This is a genomic window from Candidatus Woesearchaeota archaeon, from assembly GCA_016192995.1.
GTDB lineage: Archaea > Nanobdellota > Nanobdellia > Woesearchaeales > DSVV01 > JACPTB01.
This window is the reverse complement of sequence record JACPTB010000004.1, coordinates 30,670-45,617: the sequence shown is the minus strand read 5'-3', so window position 1 is coordinate 45,617 and position 14,948 is coordinate 30,670. Positions and strand designations below refer to the sequence as shown.

Genomic DNA, 14,948 nt, shown 5'->3' with positions numbered 1-14,948 from the left:
CACGGCACCAAAACCGAGGCTATGCCGAGATTTTCTACAGAGCTTTTGAACCTACTGACGTTTAAATGACGAAAATCTCGATTTCTTTTTCTACGTTATTTTCGTATGCATCTTCGCAACGAACTACTATTAAATTGCTTCCTTCAGCTAAATTGCTTAGTTTTTTTGTAAAGGTAGTATCATTTTTTTTATCTATAGAAATATAACTAATTCCTAATTTTGGTTTATAGGAACACAAGACCTCGCTGCTTTCACTTGTTTTTATGATCAACGCTGTTTCATGAATATTGATTTCCCCTTTTGGATCATAATATATTATTTCCAAAGGCGATGATTTTTTCAACGTATAGACATAACTTTCTTGTTGTATATTTTGTAGCAAGGGTGTTGCATCCTTACATGTAATTGGCACCTTCCAAAAATTATTTTTATTATCCACACGGCAGATGATCTCATAGCTTGCTCCGTCTGTTGTTTTCATTGATTGCTGACAAATAGTTGTTTCATCTCCTGTCTTGCAGAACATCATGGTGTTCGTCATTTCTGTTGTATTTATGCTGCATCCTCCCGTAGTACCTATACTTTTTATTTGCAGCTCAGCTAGTGTTGTTGTTTTATTCGTAGAGATAAGGAAGGTATCTTCTGATGAAGCATTGATAAATATGGTATTTCCTGAAATTGCTATCAGTTCACTGTTTTCCTTTGTTGTGTTAGTAAAAGATAGCCTTATTCTCCGCTCTTCGATCTTATTGTCTGGCGCTAATGCTATGTTCTCACGACATAAGTAGGTGCCAAGGTGAATAGCATCTGTTTTCTCACAATGTTCAAATATCTTTTCTTCACCATTGACTCTATATGAACATATGTTGTTATCTTCTTTGAACATTGTCAGTTGCAGATTATTTTCAGCTACAACAAATGTTATGTCATTTGCAAGCATAGGCAACGAGAATAATATTTCATTTTTTCCCGTGATATTCGCATAGGGATTTTCTTCTAAACCGATTAGTTGAGGCACAGTATCCTTCTTCACCTTAAGGATATATTCTTCTTTTGTCTCTGGATGATCTTTGCATTTAGTATATATTGTTGTTTCTGTAAGATTTAAATCTAACGCAGCAGTGCATTCATAACTTCCTCCTTCTTGTGGTGAAAGATCATACTTTGATGTCGGGCAATGAAATGAATATTTCATGTTATTATACTCTTTATTTTCATAGTCATAGTTACACACGCCAAATTCATTGAGATAGAACTTTAGTTTTTGTTGTTTTTTATCAGCGCTAACCAACGAATTATTTTCTGGCATTACAGCAACTTGGTAAGGAGCGTTTGTATCATTTTTTGTTGTGTCTATTGAAAATTCTATATAAACATTATCAGTGTTTTCATTGCCAGCTTTATCAACGCATTTCAGATAAAAAACATAGGTGTTTTTATCAAACTTTTCCAGCGAATTCTTAATAAGCGCTTTTGCAAAAGGGATTTTTTTCTGCAAATGTTTAATGTTTTCTAACAGCATATTTACTAAAGGATCAACTATTTTTGTCAGATCGTTTCCATTAAATGTTTTGTACAAAAATAAAGCATTTTTATAACGCTGTTTGTACTGCTCAAGCATTTCTTTTGGCTGAAGAATTAATGCGGTGAATTGATCAACAGTAGTAATATTCAACAACTCTCGTACTTTGTTGGGGAGAACTACAGATTCAGGAATTCTTAAAGTAATACTATGTTTCTGCATAAATTGATTATTCATAGGGTTAACATTGGGCAAATCTGTAAATTGCGGCAAGGGGGTAAACGCAAGTTTGCATTTAGTTGGTTCATCAGTAGCAAGGTTAAAAGTTACCAACTCATTTGGATCGAGAGCTGGTGTTATTTTGTATCCTGTAATTATTTCACCTTCAATTTTTTCTGTTTGTTCTATTATCTTAAAAGGAGGTGCTATTATATCTTCTGGCATCGCTATCATTGGAGGAGTGTTATCATTACTGGTTTGTGAAAAACAGAAGGGTACACCTTCTTTTTCTTCATATTCGCAGAGCTGGCCAAGTGATTTGCATTTATATTCTGTGCAAGGATGTAATTGATTATCATCCTCATTGCATTTTTTGCAATCATTATTTCCAAATGGCGCCTGCCAGATTCCGCATAATGCTATATCTTTAATATTTATCAAGGGCTTTCCTAAAAAAGGATTAAGAAAATCAGTGAATTCAATAGTTGCAAGTTCGTCAATATAACTCATCATAGAACTTAATAATTCAGTATGTGCCTGTAATGCTTTTTGATAAGCATAAGGCTTATTCGTTGCTCGGCTAGTTTTGAATTGAGAATTCAGCTGCTTTTTCTGTAGTTCTTTTTTTACAGTTTTAGGATCAAGGTAGATAGCATCATCTACTTTTTTCCCGAGGTCAGTGTTTAAAAATCCGAATTTAGTTAGTGCACCTTGACTATTTCTCCAGTTTCCGCAATCTCCCTGTTTTGCGCAGAATAATGCTGTTTGATCTATCCATTGCTGCGAACATGAAAAACCATCACAATATTTTGTTTCATGCGCTCTAGTACACAGAGCAATTGCATTCCCGCCCCAGAATTTAAACCCTGGAGCAATTCTCGGACTGCATTTGTTGGTTGTTTCATAAGGATTCCAAGTACAATCGCGATAATTAGTATCTAAACAGCATGTTTCATCGTTACAAGAAATGCAATCCTGCCATCGGTTGACAGTGCAGGCAGCTTTTTCTGTTTTCTTATCTTCGCCGCAGTATTCCTCCCTATAATCACGGCATTCTTCAACATATTCCTTGCCATCAACACAATAATGCCGATAATGACGAGAACCAACAAGATCAAGACCGTTATCAGTTATGCCTTCATATTCACACCATGCCTGGAGATGTTTTTTTTCTTTACAGTCTTTTCCTTGCGCCGCAGTTGTTTCAGATAATTCAGGCTCATTGCACGAACAACTGTTATCAGCATCATATAATCCCTGTTTTGCCTTGCAAATTTCAGCAGGAGTATTTTTATAACATCCATTATCTTGAGGATTATAACAGCACCCAGTTTGTTCTTGCGCTCCAAAGTAACTATAACCAACGTCACTTATAGTATCATGACCTTGCAAAGCAAAGTTGAATATAAGATTTTTACTTTTTACAGAATAGATAATATCTGGATAAGGCTTGTGCTTGTTGATGAGTATGTCGCTGTGTTTTTTCATAAATTCTATCTGATCAAATGAGCCTTCCTGAAGTTCACTATTTACTATGAGATTTGAAATCTTTATAAGCCTGCCTAAATCAAGATTTAAGGTGCTGCTGAATGTTTCAGCCTGCAATTCGAGATTATCTTTTTTCAAGATGAGAGGATATTTAAGCACTATACTTATTTCATAGTCTTTGATTGTTACTTCAGTGTTTTTTTCCTCTGTTTCTATACTAAATCCCTGGCTTTTAAACAAATTTAAATCTATGCATGCATCAAGTTTTTTGTTTATGTTGTTGCTGAGTTCTTTTTCAATATCTTGTTGAGTTAAGAAAGTGTTTTCACAGTGGTTTTCTTTTGTTGCTGCATCAAGACAAAGATAATTTACTTTTTGTTGTTGATAATAACGATAGACTACAGGTTCAAACATGCCTCCTGAATTGGCTATTTCCTTTACTAATGGATCAGCAACTTGCGTTAAGCAGCTTTCTATATACTGTTGCAATGGTGTGATATCTTGGTCAATCAATACCTTTTTCCCTAGTTCTGGATCAAATTTTGCGGTTATTTGTTCACCTTTGAGATAGAGGGTTAAGCTGACGACTAACAATATGATCAGACCTAGAATAATAAATAAGGTGATCTGCCCTTTTTTTCTCTTTATCATATATTCCTTTCTTCAGATTAAAGGTATTTAAATGTTGCTTCAGTTCGTACATAATAAGTCTGGGGTTTTAGCGCCTACTTTTGTGAAGCTCTTTCTATATCATTTTGGGGATTTTTCGGAGTGCCAGAGAGAAAAATCCAATCGAAATTCACTTAAAAAGCTGAACTGGCGCTACCTGAATCCGAAGGATCTCAGGGATTAAAAATAGTGATTTTTAATAAAACCATAGAAGACTTATTATGTACGTTGTTTCGGCTTCGGTGAAAATGTAGTTTTTGGTGCCATGCTGGTGATTATCTTTCAAATTAATGAGCGAGAAAAAAGGAAATTCCAATGGGAATTTTTTCCTTCTTATAAATAAGTGGGATAATCACGGCACCAAAACCGAGGCTATGCCGAGATTTTCACCGAAGCCTGTTGTTTCGATACCTTTAAAAGATACCATTCATTAATGATAGTATGGCTTTAGTTTGCGGTATAGATGAAGCTGGAAGAGGACCAATCATTGGGCCGATGGTTATGTCAGGAGTTCTTGTTGCAGAAGAAAAACTTCAACAACTGCGCGATATGGGTGTTAAAGATTCCAAACTATTAACCTTGCGAAAAATGGAACATTTGTATGATAAAATTATTGAGCTAGCTGCTGACTATGCAATTGTTATTATTCCTCCAGAAGAAATTGATGCGGCCTTAAGCAGTGCTGATCTTAATTTGAATTGGTTGGAGGCAACAAAAAGCTTGGATATTATTCACCGCTTGAAACCTGATCAAGTAATTATTGACAGCCCAAGTAATAATGTTAAAGCTTACAAAAGTTATATCATGGAACGGTTGAAAGTGTCTTGCACTGTTTTAGTTGAACATAAAGCAGATGTTAATTACATTGAATGTTCTGCTGCTTCTGTCCTTGCAAAAGTAACGCGTGAACGTGAAATTGCAGCATTGAAAAAGAAATACCACATTGACTTTGGTTCGGGATATCTCACTGACCCTAAAACTATTGCTTTTCTTGAAAAATATTATGAAAATTATAATTTCTTCAGAAAAAGCTGGAAACCTTATCAAAAATTAGTCAGGGGAAAGCTTCAGAAAACATTGAAAGGATATACTTCAAAAGCTGAACCGGCACTAAAACCATAGAAGACTTAATACGTACTAAACACCAATCTCTTGTTTTACGTTTAACCTCTTCGTCTCTTCAGTGCTTCATAATACCATTCTTCATATTGTTGTGTGATTGCTTCAGGTCTAAATTTAGATTGCACTATTGCTTTACCTTTTCTACCCATGGATTTAATGAGTTGAGGGTTTTCTAGAAGATCAAGCATTCTTTGAACTAATGTATCATGATCATTCTCAGGAAATAATAATCCACTTTCATTTTCTTCTACTACTTCTCCAATTCCACCTACATTTGACGCTACAACGGCGTTTCCAGCATGCATAGCTTCTAATATAACTAAGGGCATTGCTTCTTTTCTCGATGGAAGTACAAGGACATCTCCTGCTATTGTATAACTAGGGATATCTTTCTCATCAATTCTTCCTGTAAAGGTAACTGTTGAACTTAAACCGCAATCTTTTACTTTTTCTTCTAAATCATGTAATTCTTCTCCTTCACCAATAATCATTAAATGGCAATCTTGTCTTCCAATTTCATTGACTAATGTATTCCATGCATCTAATAATAGTCCCACATTTTTAATCGGACGTAAATTGGAGGTATGATAAAAAAGCATTTTACTGTTATGAATTCCATACCTTCGTTTAATCTCCCCTGTTTTATATTCCTCGGTTGTAGTATAAGGTTTCGGATCAATAAAATTATGAATTACTCTACCATAATTATCTAACCTAAATACTTCTCTTGCTGTATCTTGAAGTGCTTTCGCTACAAATGAAATTCCATCTGCTTGACTTAATCGCAATTCTAAAGCAGGTGCTAAAAGATCTTTACAGCCGTTCACTGATACGTCAGTTCCATGATTCGTGATTACTGCGCCCACTCTTCTATTTGTTGGCAAACCATTGTGTTCTTGCGCTCTATTTATAATCTCTCGAGCATCAATAACTGCTTCTCCGTGAGTAACTGCATAATGTGCATGGATCACGTCAATGGGTATCGTTCTCGAAAGTTGATAGATAGCACTTGGCAGAATTAAACCCATAGGAGGCACTTTAAATGCGCCGTAGGTTATATTTTCAACAGGATGGAGTGTCATTACTCTTTGATCATCTTCAGAAAGATATGTTCCAGGATAACTTACTACGTGAACGTTATGTCCACGCTTTGCTAATTCTCTTCCTAATAAAAGTCCCATATAACCGCTGCCGCCTAAATGCGGCGGAGCATAAATAACTTTAACAATAGTAAGCTGTTCTTGCATCTAGTCTTAAAATGCTCCCACATATATATTAATATCTCCTCCTTTTTTTGTGATAAGTGAAGATTTAAATACCATTAATCTCATACCACAAACAATTATGGAAAAAAAGGTGGAAATGAAGAAAATAGAACAGAAAGTACTCGGCGCTTTATCAGTTAATGCACGGGCATCTTGTAGTTTCATTGCAAAGCAGATTAAAACAAGTGAGCAGCGGGTAAGCTATACCATTAATTCATTAGTCAAAAAAAAAATAATCAAACGTTTTTATACACTTCTTGATTATTCCCGGTTTGGGGTGATTCATTTTCGTGTTCTCTTGAAATTAAGTTATGTCAGTAAGGAAAAATTGCAGGAGTTTATTGATTTTCTTATTCAAGATTCACATACTTTTTGGATTGCAAATCTTGGAGGAAGATATGACCTTGTTTGTACCTTTGTTGCGCCAAATCCTTCTTATTTTAACAAGCATTTTCGGTCAATTATTGAACAATTTCCTCAGCAAATACAGCATTATTCTATTCTGACCACTATTGTTATTCGGCATTATGGCAGGAAGCATTTGATTAATGGTCAACTTCAAGAAAAGATTATCGGCGGCGATCGTGAGCATTATAGTTTTCAAGCTGATGATCTCCAGTTACTGTCGCTGTTAGCAGATGACGCACGGAAAAACTCCGTTGCTTTGGCATCTGAAATGAAGGTGACTGCTAAAACCATTATTAGCCGGATTAAAAGATTTCAAGAGCAGGGCATTCTCCGCGCATACCGACCATTTTTGAATATGGGTTTGTTCCAGTATAGGAATCTTCTCCTTTTATTAAAATACCACAATGTTTCTGTTGACGAAGAACAGCGTTTAGTTGCTTTTCTTTGCGGACATCCTTATGTTTTGAATGTTATTAAACTACTAGGTGAATGGGATTTGCAGCTTGATATCGAAGTTCCAACGATGGAAGAATTCAGAAAGCTTGAATTGGAGATTAGGTCGCAGTTTCCCACTTTGATTAAAGACAGCGAAACATTATTTCTATATCAAGAGCATAAAAAAACATTTTTTCCTCGATTTTTAGTCGAAAAGAATAAATAGTCGCTCTTGTTCTTCATACTCTGTGAAAAAACAAGAAGAACTTGCATTGATTAAAGAACGAAATAAACGTGTTGAAGCAGATAAAGCTTGGGAAACAAGTTTACTACGACGAGTAATTATCTCCATTTTAACCTATATTATTGCTTTGTTGTGGCTGCTTGCTATTGATGAATCAAAACCCTATGCTAAAGCATTAATTCCTGTAGGTGGATATGTATTATCAACGTTAGTATTATCTCCTCTTAAAACATGGTGGCTTGCTTCTGTTTATAAGAAATAGATTAAAGTATTGTCAATCTTAATAGAATTCTCAGTGATAAAAAACTAAAAAAGAAAAAAATTATTGATAATGCTTAACATGCTCAAGAGCAGAACGGTTTTCAGTTCTAGTTATTTGACGCACGTATTTCTCAAGATCACTTGGTGCTGAGAGACCCACTGGATTGCTATATCTACCGAATCTTGGGTCAAAGTACACGACAACTTGTTTATTAACTAATTGTGCGGCATCCGTAGCACCTAAATTCCTCATGAGTTGTCCTATTTTCTGTGCATCTTGAAACAGAAATGTCTTGCTGCCGCCATGTTTCCTACCAGCATCAGGTATTGGAACCTTGATATGTAATCCATATTGACTTAAGAGAGGATCATATCCCCAACCAGCATCTTTGATTTTAACTACTGTTGTCTGGCATAGGTTTTCATAAAGAGAGTGTGCCATTGCTGGAGCCATACGATCTTCAACGAAAATTTCTGCCCTTTCCTCAAGTGTTCTATCCATGTTATTTACCCCCAATTCAATTATTATGGACATAGTAACATGATTTTCTTTATAAAGCTTTTGAGTAAATAATAACAATCAAGTAGTAACAATAAGAATTATCATTTGAATCACAACAACTACAGAGAACTTTGCAAAATACTTGCAAATCTCGGGTTACTGCCAGTATTTTGCAAAGTTCTCTATATCCTTTCATCTAGGATGGTGCCTAACTTCTTAAAAATAGCAATGTTTATATATCATTTAAAATCCAAAAATTGCAGAAAAGGGGTAGGTATGACTAGAATAACTCGTATGGTTATGAAAGGGTTCAAGTCTTTTGGGAATAGGACTGACCTTGTTTTTGGAAGTACTTTTAATGTCATTCTTGGACCAAATGGATCAGGAAAATCGAATGTAAGTGACGCGTTATGCTTTGTTCTCGGAAAAGGCTCTGCAAAAGGTATGCGTGCAGAGAAATCCGCAAATTTAATTTATAATGGCGGGAAAACCAAAGAGCCTTCCAAATTTGGTGAAGTGAGCATATACTTTGATAATACTGACAAAACATTTCCTCTTGAAACTGCTGAAATAAAAATTACGCGGATTATACGTGATAGCGGGCAAAGCATTTACAAAATTAATGATGAACGAAAAACGCGTGAAGAAATTCTTGATTTATTGTCAATAGCAAATATTGATCCAAATGGATATAATATTATTTTGCAGGGAGATATTGTCAGGCTTGTTGAAATGTCAACTGTTGAACGACGGCAAATTATTGAAGAGATAGCGGGAATTTCAGTTTATGAAGAAAAAAAAGAAAAGGCCGTCAAAGAGCTCGAAAAAGTAGAGCAAAAATTGAATGAAGCAGAAATTATTCTTACTGAACGAAGAACCTATCTTAAGGAACTTAAAAAAGAGCGCGATCAAGCATTAAAATATAAAGAATTAGATGACCGTATGAAGCGGCACAAAGCAACCTTGCTTCACACGAAAATAGCCGCAAGAACGACTGAACGTGATAAATTTGAAACAAATATTAAGCAGTATCAGGAAGAAATTCAAAAAATTCAGGAGAAAATTAATGAGTTCAAGAAGCGAGTAGAAGAAAGCAAAGCTGAAATTAATCGTATCAATAAGGAAATAGAACAGAAAGGAGAAAAAGAACAGGTTGCTTTAATGAAGGAAATTGAAACCATTAAAGTTGCCGTTGCAAGCCAAAAGTCACGGATTTCAAGTTGTGAGCATGAAATTGGTAGAGTAAAAACGCGTAAAGAACAGCTGCAAACCTCTTTCCAGGAGCTTGAGCAGAAAATAAAAGAGCTTGAAGCCGAAAAAGAAAAAGCAGAAAAAAGTAGGTCTCAATCGCAGAAATATATCAGTGATATTGACAAGAAAATAGCTGAGTTTAAGAAAAAGCACAAAATGGAAGGCGCTGAAGATCTTGAGCAGGAAGTCACTCAATTAGATACTTTTCTTGATCAGCGCCAAAATGAAATTCAAACATTGCGTGAAAAACAACAGGAATTATTGCGATTAAAGGACCAAAAAGAATATCAAGTTTCTACCATGGATGAGAAAATCAATAAAGTTCTTGAATTAAATAAAGAGCACAAAGCTGAAATTGAAAAATTAAAGCAAAAACAAAAAGAGTTCAAGCAAATTACTCTTGAACTGAACCAATTATTGCAGGAAGATTCTTCATTATCAGTCCAATTAGTTAATTGCCGCAAACATTTGCAGGCAAGCCAGGAAGAATTAAGCCGGCAACAGGCAAAAAATGCAGGACTGCGCGAAAATATAAGCGCAGGAGAGGCAATTAATAAAATTCTTGCCAATAAAAACAAGTTTGGAGAAGTATTTGGAACAGTTGCAGAGTTAGGAGACGTTGAAACAAAATATAGTTTAGCGCTTGAAATTGCAGCAGGACCAAGAATTAAAAGCATTGTTGTTGACAGTGATAAAACAGCAGCTCAATGCATAGCATATCTCAAAACCAATAAATTAGGAACTGCTACGTTTTTGCCCTTGAACAAAATAAAAGCCGCAGGAGATGAGTCAAACATACAAGGATATCTTAAAATTAATGGTGTTCATGGGCAAGCCACTGATTTAGTTTCTTTTGATAAAAAATTCAAAAATGTTTTTTCGTATGTATTTGGGAATACCCTTGTGGTTGATACCCTTGATGTTGCGCGCCGTATTGGCGTAGGAAATGCAAGAATGGTTACGCTTGATGGTGATTTATCAGAATTAAGCGGCGCCATGCACGGAGGCTACCGACAGAAACAACAAGGACTTGGCTTCCAGCAAAAAGAAGTGGTGAGCGCTATTAAGAAATTAGAAGGCGAAGTCGCTGATCAAGAAAGACTGCTCCAGCTTTTGCAGAAGCGTAAGGAAGAAGCTGAAGAGAAAATTACTCGTTATCGTGAATTAAAAGCATCACTTGAGGGTGAGATAATCAAATCAGAAAAATCACTGCATCTTGACTCTGAAGATTTGGACGCTACTAAAGAGGCAAAGAAAATTCTTGAAAAAGAGCTTGGCGAGCTTGATCAGGAAGCGATAAAAATCCAAACAAGTGTCTCTAATTGCAATAAATTGCTTGCCGAAGGCAAAATCAAGAAGCAGGAATTGCGTGATAAAATCATGCAATTGCGTAGTCCTCAATTGCTTGCTGAATTAACAACATTTGAGCAGAAAAAATCAGAGCTTAAAGAGCAAATGATTCGGGAAGAAACAAGTGTTAAAAATCTTGTTTCTCAACTTTCCAGTATTATGTACCCTGAACGAGAGAATATGTTCAAGATTATGAAGCAGCATGATAAAGAAATTACTGAATTCACTCATGAGATCAAAGATCTCATGAGTAAAATCAAAGAAGAAGACAAAGATCTTGTCGATAAAGAAAAACAACAGCAGCAATTTTATGCCAAGTTTAAAGAATTATTCACCGAACGAGATGAATTTAACCAGAAACTTCAAAAAGATGAAAATGTGATTATTGCTAAAGAAGAAGATGCACGCGCTCGAGAGCAACGTATGAATTTACTTTCTATTGATGCTGCCCGTGTCAAAGCAGAATTAGCTGGATTGGATGAGGAATTTGTTAAGTATCAAGGTGTTGAGCTTATTGAAAATAAATCCGAAGAACAAATTAAGCGTGTAGTTTGGGAATGCGAGAAAATGGTTGCAGAAGCTGGCAATGTTAATATGAAAGCTCTTGAGGTGTATGATACGTTGGAGCATGAGTATAATAACCTTCTTGAAAAGCGGGAATTATTAGTGAAAGAGAAAGATCAAGTATTTGGGATGATGCATGAGATTGAGGCAAAAAAAGAAGAATTGTTTATGAAAACATTTACGGTTGTTAATGATCATTTTAAACATATGTTCAGCTCACTTTCAACGAAAGGAGAAGCATTTTTAGAAATTGAAAACACTGAACATCCTTTGCAGGAAGGTGTATCAATCAAAGTTCGTTTAACCGGCAAAAAATTCTTGGATATTAGAAGTTTAAGCGGCGGCGAAAAGACCATGACTGCGCTAGCATTTATTTTTGCTATTCAAGAGCATGAGCCTGCTAAATTCTATGTATTTGATGAAGTTGACGCTGCTCTTGACAAGAAAAACTCAGAAAAATTATCTGAATTAGTTAAAAAATATTCTGACAAAGCACAATATATCATCATCAGCCACAATGATGGCATTATAAGCCAGGCTGATACCTTATATGGAGTAAGTATGGACCAGCATAATATGAGCAAGGTAGTGAGTTTGAGGGTTTAGAGCTATATCTTACAATGATAAATAAAAAAAGTTTATATATCCTAACGTATAGTATTATGATTATATGAAGGTATGTATAATAATTGTAATAATTGGATTGATTTTAATAATTGATTCTCTATTCGATGTCCTTAGGCAATTTGGACTAAATATACCGAGAAAATATACAGTTTATTTTGCACCATTAGGTTTTCTTTTAATAGTAATAGGTCTATTTCTAAGCCAAAGGGGATTATGTTAAAATGATTTCAGAAATTCTGATAAATACAATAATCCAAGCTGCAACTACAGGTGCTGCGCTGATTTTTGCAGTTTATGGGATAATCATAGCATGTTCTGATAAATTAAAGCAATTTAAGGAAAATAAAATTCGTGAAATAAAGGACAATGTTGATAAAAAAAAGACTGGATCAGAACTAAAAGAGCTTGGTGGAGAACTAGAGGAAGCAGAAGCAACACCTTTATATTTTACTCGGATCGTATTAGTCATTTTCTTACTCTATGTTATTGCCATAGTACTTGGTTTGTTTTATCTTAATTCATTAGATATGAGTACAAGTAATCTGGGCAACGCTACAATTATTTCCTTTGGTTTGGCTACAGTGTTATTCGGATTAATTGGTTTAAGAGTTTTAAATGATATATTAGATTTTATGAAAGATTTTTTAATCATAAAAGAAGCAAAAAATAAAAAGAAGGTGGATGATAAAAATGGTAAAAAATAATATAATCAAATGGTTTATTTCCTTAATAGTATTAATATCTATTTTAATCGTTTTCATACCTATTTTTCAAGAGTTAGGAATAAACTTTGGTTTTATGCCTATTTTTATTTTTGGAATAGTTCTAATTTTAGTTCTAGTATTTTCTTTATGGATAAAAGAACATTTTATGGCCTAAACCTTTAAAAGCATCTCTTTATTTCTTTCTTGCTATGGTTAATGATATAAAACGTATTTTACAAGATTATAAACAGAAAATAGATGCTCAGCTAACGCTCTTTTTTGATGAAATAATCAAGCAAACACCTTCTCAAAACTTAACAAAACCTTTTTTGGAAAGTATCAAAACATTTACGTTATCAGGAGGCAAGCGTTTGCGACCAATATTTTTTATCTATGGGTATAAAGCTGTTAAATATGAAAATCCTGAAGTGATTAAAGCTTCATTATGTGCTGAATTATTGGAAAGTTTTTTCTTAATCCATGATGATATTATGGATCACAGTGCAGTACGAAGAGGAAAACCAAGTTTTCACATACAACATGGCGTTAACAAAGCTATTCTTGCAGGAGATACATTAGTAAGCATTGCTTCATTGCCTTTGTTGCAAACGTCTTTTCTTAATAAAGAATTAGCCATAGAGAAATTACATGAAATTATGTATGTAACTAATATCGGGCAGTTGTATGATCTTGAATTTAGCGCAAAATCTTTTGATGAACTTACTGAAGAAGAAATTATGCAAGGCTATTTGCTGAAAACAGCGCATTATTCTGTTGAAGGACCATTGTTATTGGGTGCATTGTTAGCTTGCGCCAATGAAAATCAGTGTCAAACACTTTCAGGTTATGGTATAAAGGTAGGGCAGGCATTTCAATTAGTTGATGATATATTAGGAGTATTTGGCGATGAAAAAACATTGGGAAAATCAGTATATTCTGATATTGAAGAAGGAAAACGAACATTACTTATGTTTAAGACATATCAACAAGCCTCTCCAAGTGATAAGCAATTTCTTACTTCTTGTTTAGGCAAGAACATTAATCAAGAAGAATTTAATCATATTAAAGAAATTATCATTAACACCGAAGCATTAGATTATTGCAAACAACTAATAAATGAGTTAATAAATGGTGCAAATGATATCATTAAATCTTCAACCTTATGGGAAAAGGATTTTTTTATTGGAATTAGTAAATATATTCTTGAAAGAACTCATTGATCTTATTCACTTGTTCCATCAATCTGACCAATAATTTCTTGTTTTGTTCCTTCATTGTCGATATACTGAAGGGTAACATCATCACTAAACCTTATTCCTTCCTGCAACGTACATTCTTTTAAGATCAAGGTTGTTGTGGTTGTATCATCCCATGTTTCAGAACTTATCGAACCTGACTTGCAGTTTGCATTTCCTGAAGAAAAAGCTGTTACTCCTTTTGGCGCTTCACTGCAAATAACGTGCTTTGGAAATTCGCATCTTTCTTTAATAGTACCAGAATCTTTTAAAAGGCCAAAATACAGCATGCCGATACCAGCAACTATAATAATAGCTATTGCCCAGCCATATGCTGCTATAAAATCTCCAAAACTCCCTTTTTTGTCCATGGTTTTACTGTTTGTTTTTTTATTTATATATTTTATTACGGTTAACATTGTTTATTAAAGAATGTTAACGATAACATTTATAAATAATCTTATTGCCCTTAAAAATCATTGGGACGGTAGCTCAGCCTGGGAGAGCGCTACGCTGAAGACGTAGAAGTCCTGGATTCAAAAGATGTAAAAAATATTTTTGCATCATGAAAGTTCCAGCCGTCCCATTTTATTTTTCTTAAGAATTAAGAACAATTATTAATCATCGACAACTTCTTCTTCGTCTCGAATATCATCAACATCATCATCAAAGGTTTGTTGTTTTGGTTTTGAGAAGGTGTTTGTTTTTGGAGAACTTGAGGGAGAGGTTTTAGACTGAGATGAAGACGAACTTGGTGCTCCAGCACCTTTCTCAACTACTTCTAATTTTCCGAATTTCCCTGTTGTTAACTGTAATTCACCTTGCCATTCATTAACATAGCCATTAGTGACTTTGACGACATCGCCTACATCTATTTGGTCAATTTGTTCATTCCATAAAGTGAATGCAATTTGCCCTGAAGCATCAGAAAGTTTAGCATTGCAAACTCTACCTGGAGTTCCAAATTTTTGAAATTCTCTGATTGTTCCTTTTTCAACAACTGAAGCTTGAATTTCTACTTTTCCTTGTTTAGCTTGAAGCTGATTAATCTGCATAAATAGAAGAAGTAAATAAGTAATTTA

Annotated in this window: 11 protein-coding genes and 1 tRNA gene; 7 read left to right on the top strand and 5 right to left on the bottom strand. The window is 34.6% G+C overall.

Translation table 11 applies throughout. The annotated features are described in order from the left end of the window. Positions 1-61: 61 nt before the first annotated feature. A complete protein-coding gene (locus HYY69_03210; GenBank protein ID MBI3032459.1) occupies positions 62-3,880 on the bottom strand; it encodes a hypothetical protein in 3,819 nt (1,272 codons plus the stop codon). A gap of 459 nt (positions 3,881-4,339) precedes the next feature. Between HYY69_03210 and HYY69_03205 the strand changes: the two genes are divergently transcribed. Continuing rightward, complete coding sequence (locus HYY69_03205; protein MBI3032458.1) at positions 4,340-5,020, top strand: ribonuclease HII; 681 nt, start codon at positions 4,340-4,342, stop codon at positions 5,018-5,020. Positions 5,021-5,061: 41 nt separating this feature from the next. Here the strand turns inward: HYY69_03205 and HYY69_03200 are convergent, their stop codons facing one another. Further along, the gene (locus HYY69_03200; protein ID MBI3032457.1) at positions 5,062-6,267 is read right to left on the bottom strand and encodes a glycosyltransferase; all 1,206 of its coding nucleotides are present in this window, start codon (positions 6,265-6,267) and stop codon (positions 5,062-5,064) included. Positions 6,268-6,364: 97 nt separating this feature from the next. Here HYY69_03200 and HYY69_03195 point away from each other — a divergent pair, with 97 nt between their 5' ends. After that, a complete protein-coding gene (locus HYY69_03195) occupies positions 6,365-7,354 on the top strand; it encodes an Lrp/AsnC family transcriptional regulator (GenBank protein ID MBI3032456.1) in 990 nt (329 codons plus the stop codon). A gap of 22 nt (positions 7,355-7,376) precedes the next feature. Further along, positions 7,377-7,634, top strand: a complete 258-nt coding sequence (locus tag HYY69_03190; protein MBI3032455.1) for a hypothetical protein — start codon at positions 7,377-7,379, stop codon at positions 7,632-7,634. Positions 7,635-7,694: 60 nt separating this feature from the next. Here HYY69_03190 and HYY69_03185 read toward each other — a convergent pair whose 3' ends face one another. Beyond that, the gene (locus tag HYY69_03185; protein MBI3032454.1) at positions 7,695-8,087 is read right to left on the bottom strand and encodes a hypothetical protein; all 393 of its coding nucleotides are present in this window, start codon (positions 8,085-8,087) and stop codon (positions 7,695-7,697) included. 324 nt (positions 8,088-8,411) lie between these two features. On the opposite strand from HYY69_03185, the gene smc reads away from it, so the two are divergent. From smc to HYY69_03170, 3 genes are all read left to right on the top strand, one after another. Next, entirely contained in the window at positions 8,412-11,906 is a 3,495-nt protein-coding gene (gene smc / locus HYY69_03180) for a chromosome segregation protein SMC (protein MBI3032453.1), read from the top strand. Positions 11,907-12,148: 242 nt separating this feature from the next. Continuing rightward, entirely contained in the window at positions 12,149-12,631 is a 483-nt protein-coding gene (locus HYY69_03175) for a hypothetical protein (GenBank protein MBI3032452.1), read from the top strand. 209 nt (positions 12,632-12,840) lie between these two features. After that, the gene (locus HYY69_03170) at positions 12,841-13,851 is read left to right on the top strand and encodes a polyprenyl synthetase family protein (GenBank protein ID MBI3032451.1); all 1,011 of its coding nucleotides are present in this window, start codon (positions 12,841-12,843) and stop codon (positions 13,849-13,851) included. Positions 13,852-13,853: 2 nt separating this feature from the next. On the opposite strand, the gene HYY69_03165 is transcribed toward HYY69_03170, so the two are convergent. Beyond that, a complete protein-coding gene (locus tag HYY69_03165) occupies positions 13,854-14,237 on the bottom strand; it encodes a hypothetical protein (protein ID MBI3032450.1) in 384 nt (127 codons plus the stop codon). 110 nt (positions 14,238-14,347) lie between these two features. On the opposite strand from HYY69_03165, the gene HYY69_03160 reads away from it, so the two are divergent. After that, a tRNA-Phe gene (locus HYY69_03160) sits at positions 14,348-14,452 on the top strand. Between the two features lie 31 nt (positions 14,453-14,483). Here HYY69_03160 and HYY69_03155 read toward each other — a convergent pair. Beyond that, the gene (locus HYY69_03155) at positions 14,484-14,921 is read right to left on the bottom strand and encodes a hypothetical protein (protein MBI3032449.1); all 438 of its coding nucleotides are present in this window, start codon (positions 14,919-14,921) and stop codon (positions 14,484-14,486) included. Positions 14,922-14,948: the final 27 nt, after the last annotated feature.

What these genes read in the sequence shown, in the direction of transcription:
- HYY69_03210 (MBI3032459.1), bottom strand. Translation starts at nt 3,880, where the DNA reads ATGATAAAGAGAAAAAAAGGGCAGATCACCTTATTTATTATTCTAGGT.
- HYY69_03205 (MBI3032458.1), top strand. Translation starts at nt 4,340, where the DNA reads ATGGCTTTAGTTTGCGGTATAGATGAAGCTGGAAGAGGACCAATCATT.
- HYY69_03200 (MBI3032457.1), bottom strand. Translation starts at nt 6,267, where the DNA reads ATGCAAGAACAGCTTACTATTGTTAAAGTTATTTATGCTCCGCCGCAT.
- HYY69_03195 (MBI3032456.1), top strand. Translation starts at nt 6,365, where the DNA reads ATGGAAAAAAAGGTGGAAATGAAGAAAATAGAACAGAAAGTACTCGGC.
- HYY69_03185 (MBI3032454.1), bottom strand. Translation starts at nt 8,087, where the DNA reads ATGGCTCCAGCAATGGCACACTCTCTTTATGAAAACCTATGCCAGACA.
- smc (MBI3032453.1), top strand. Translation starts at nt 8,412, where the DNA reads ATGACTAGAATAACTCGTATGGTTATGAAAGGGTTCAAGTCTTTTGGG.
- HYY69_03175 (MBI3032452.1), top strand. Translation starts at nt 12,149, where the DNA reads ATGATTTCAGAAATTCTGATAAATACAATAATCCAAGCTGCAACTACA.
- HYY69_03170 (MBI3032451.1), top strand. Translation starts at nt 12,841, where the DNA reads ATGGTTAATGATATAAAACGTATTTTACAAGATTATAAACAGAAAATA.
- HYY69_03165 (MBI3032450.1), bottom strand. Translation starts at nt 14,237, where the DNA reads ATGGACAAAAAAGGGAGTTTTGGAGATTTTATAGCAGCATATGGCTGG.
- HYY69_03155 (MBI3032449.1), bottom strand. Translation starts at nt 14,921, where the DNA reads ATGCAGATTAATCAGCTTCAAGCTAAACAAGGAAAAGTAGAAATTCAA.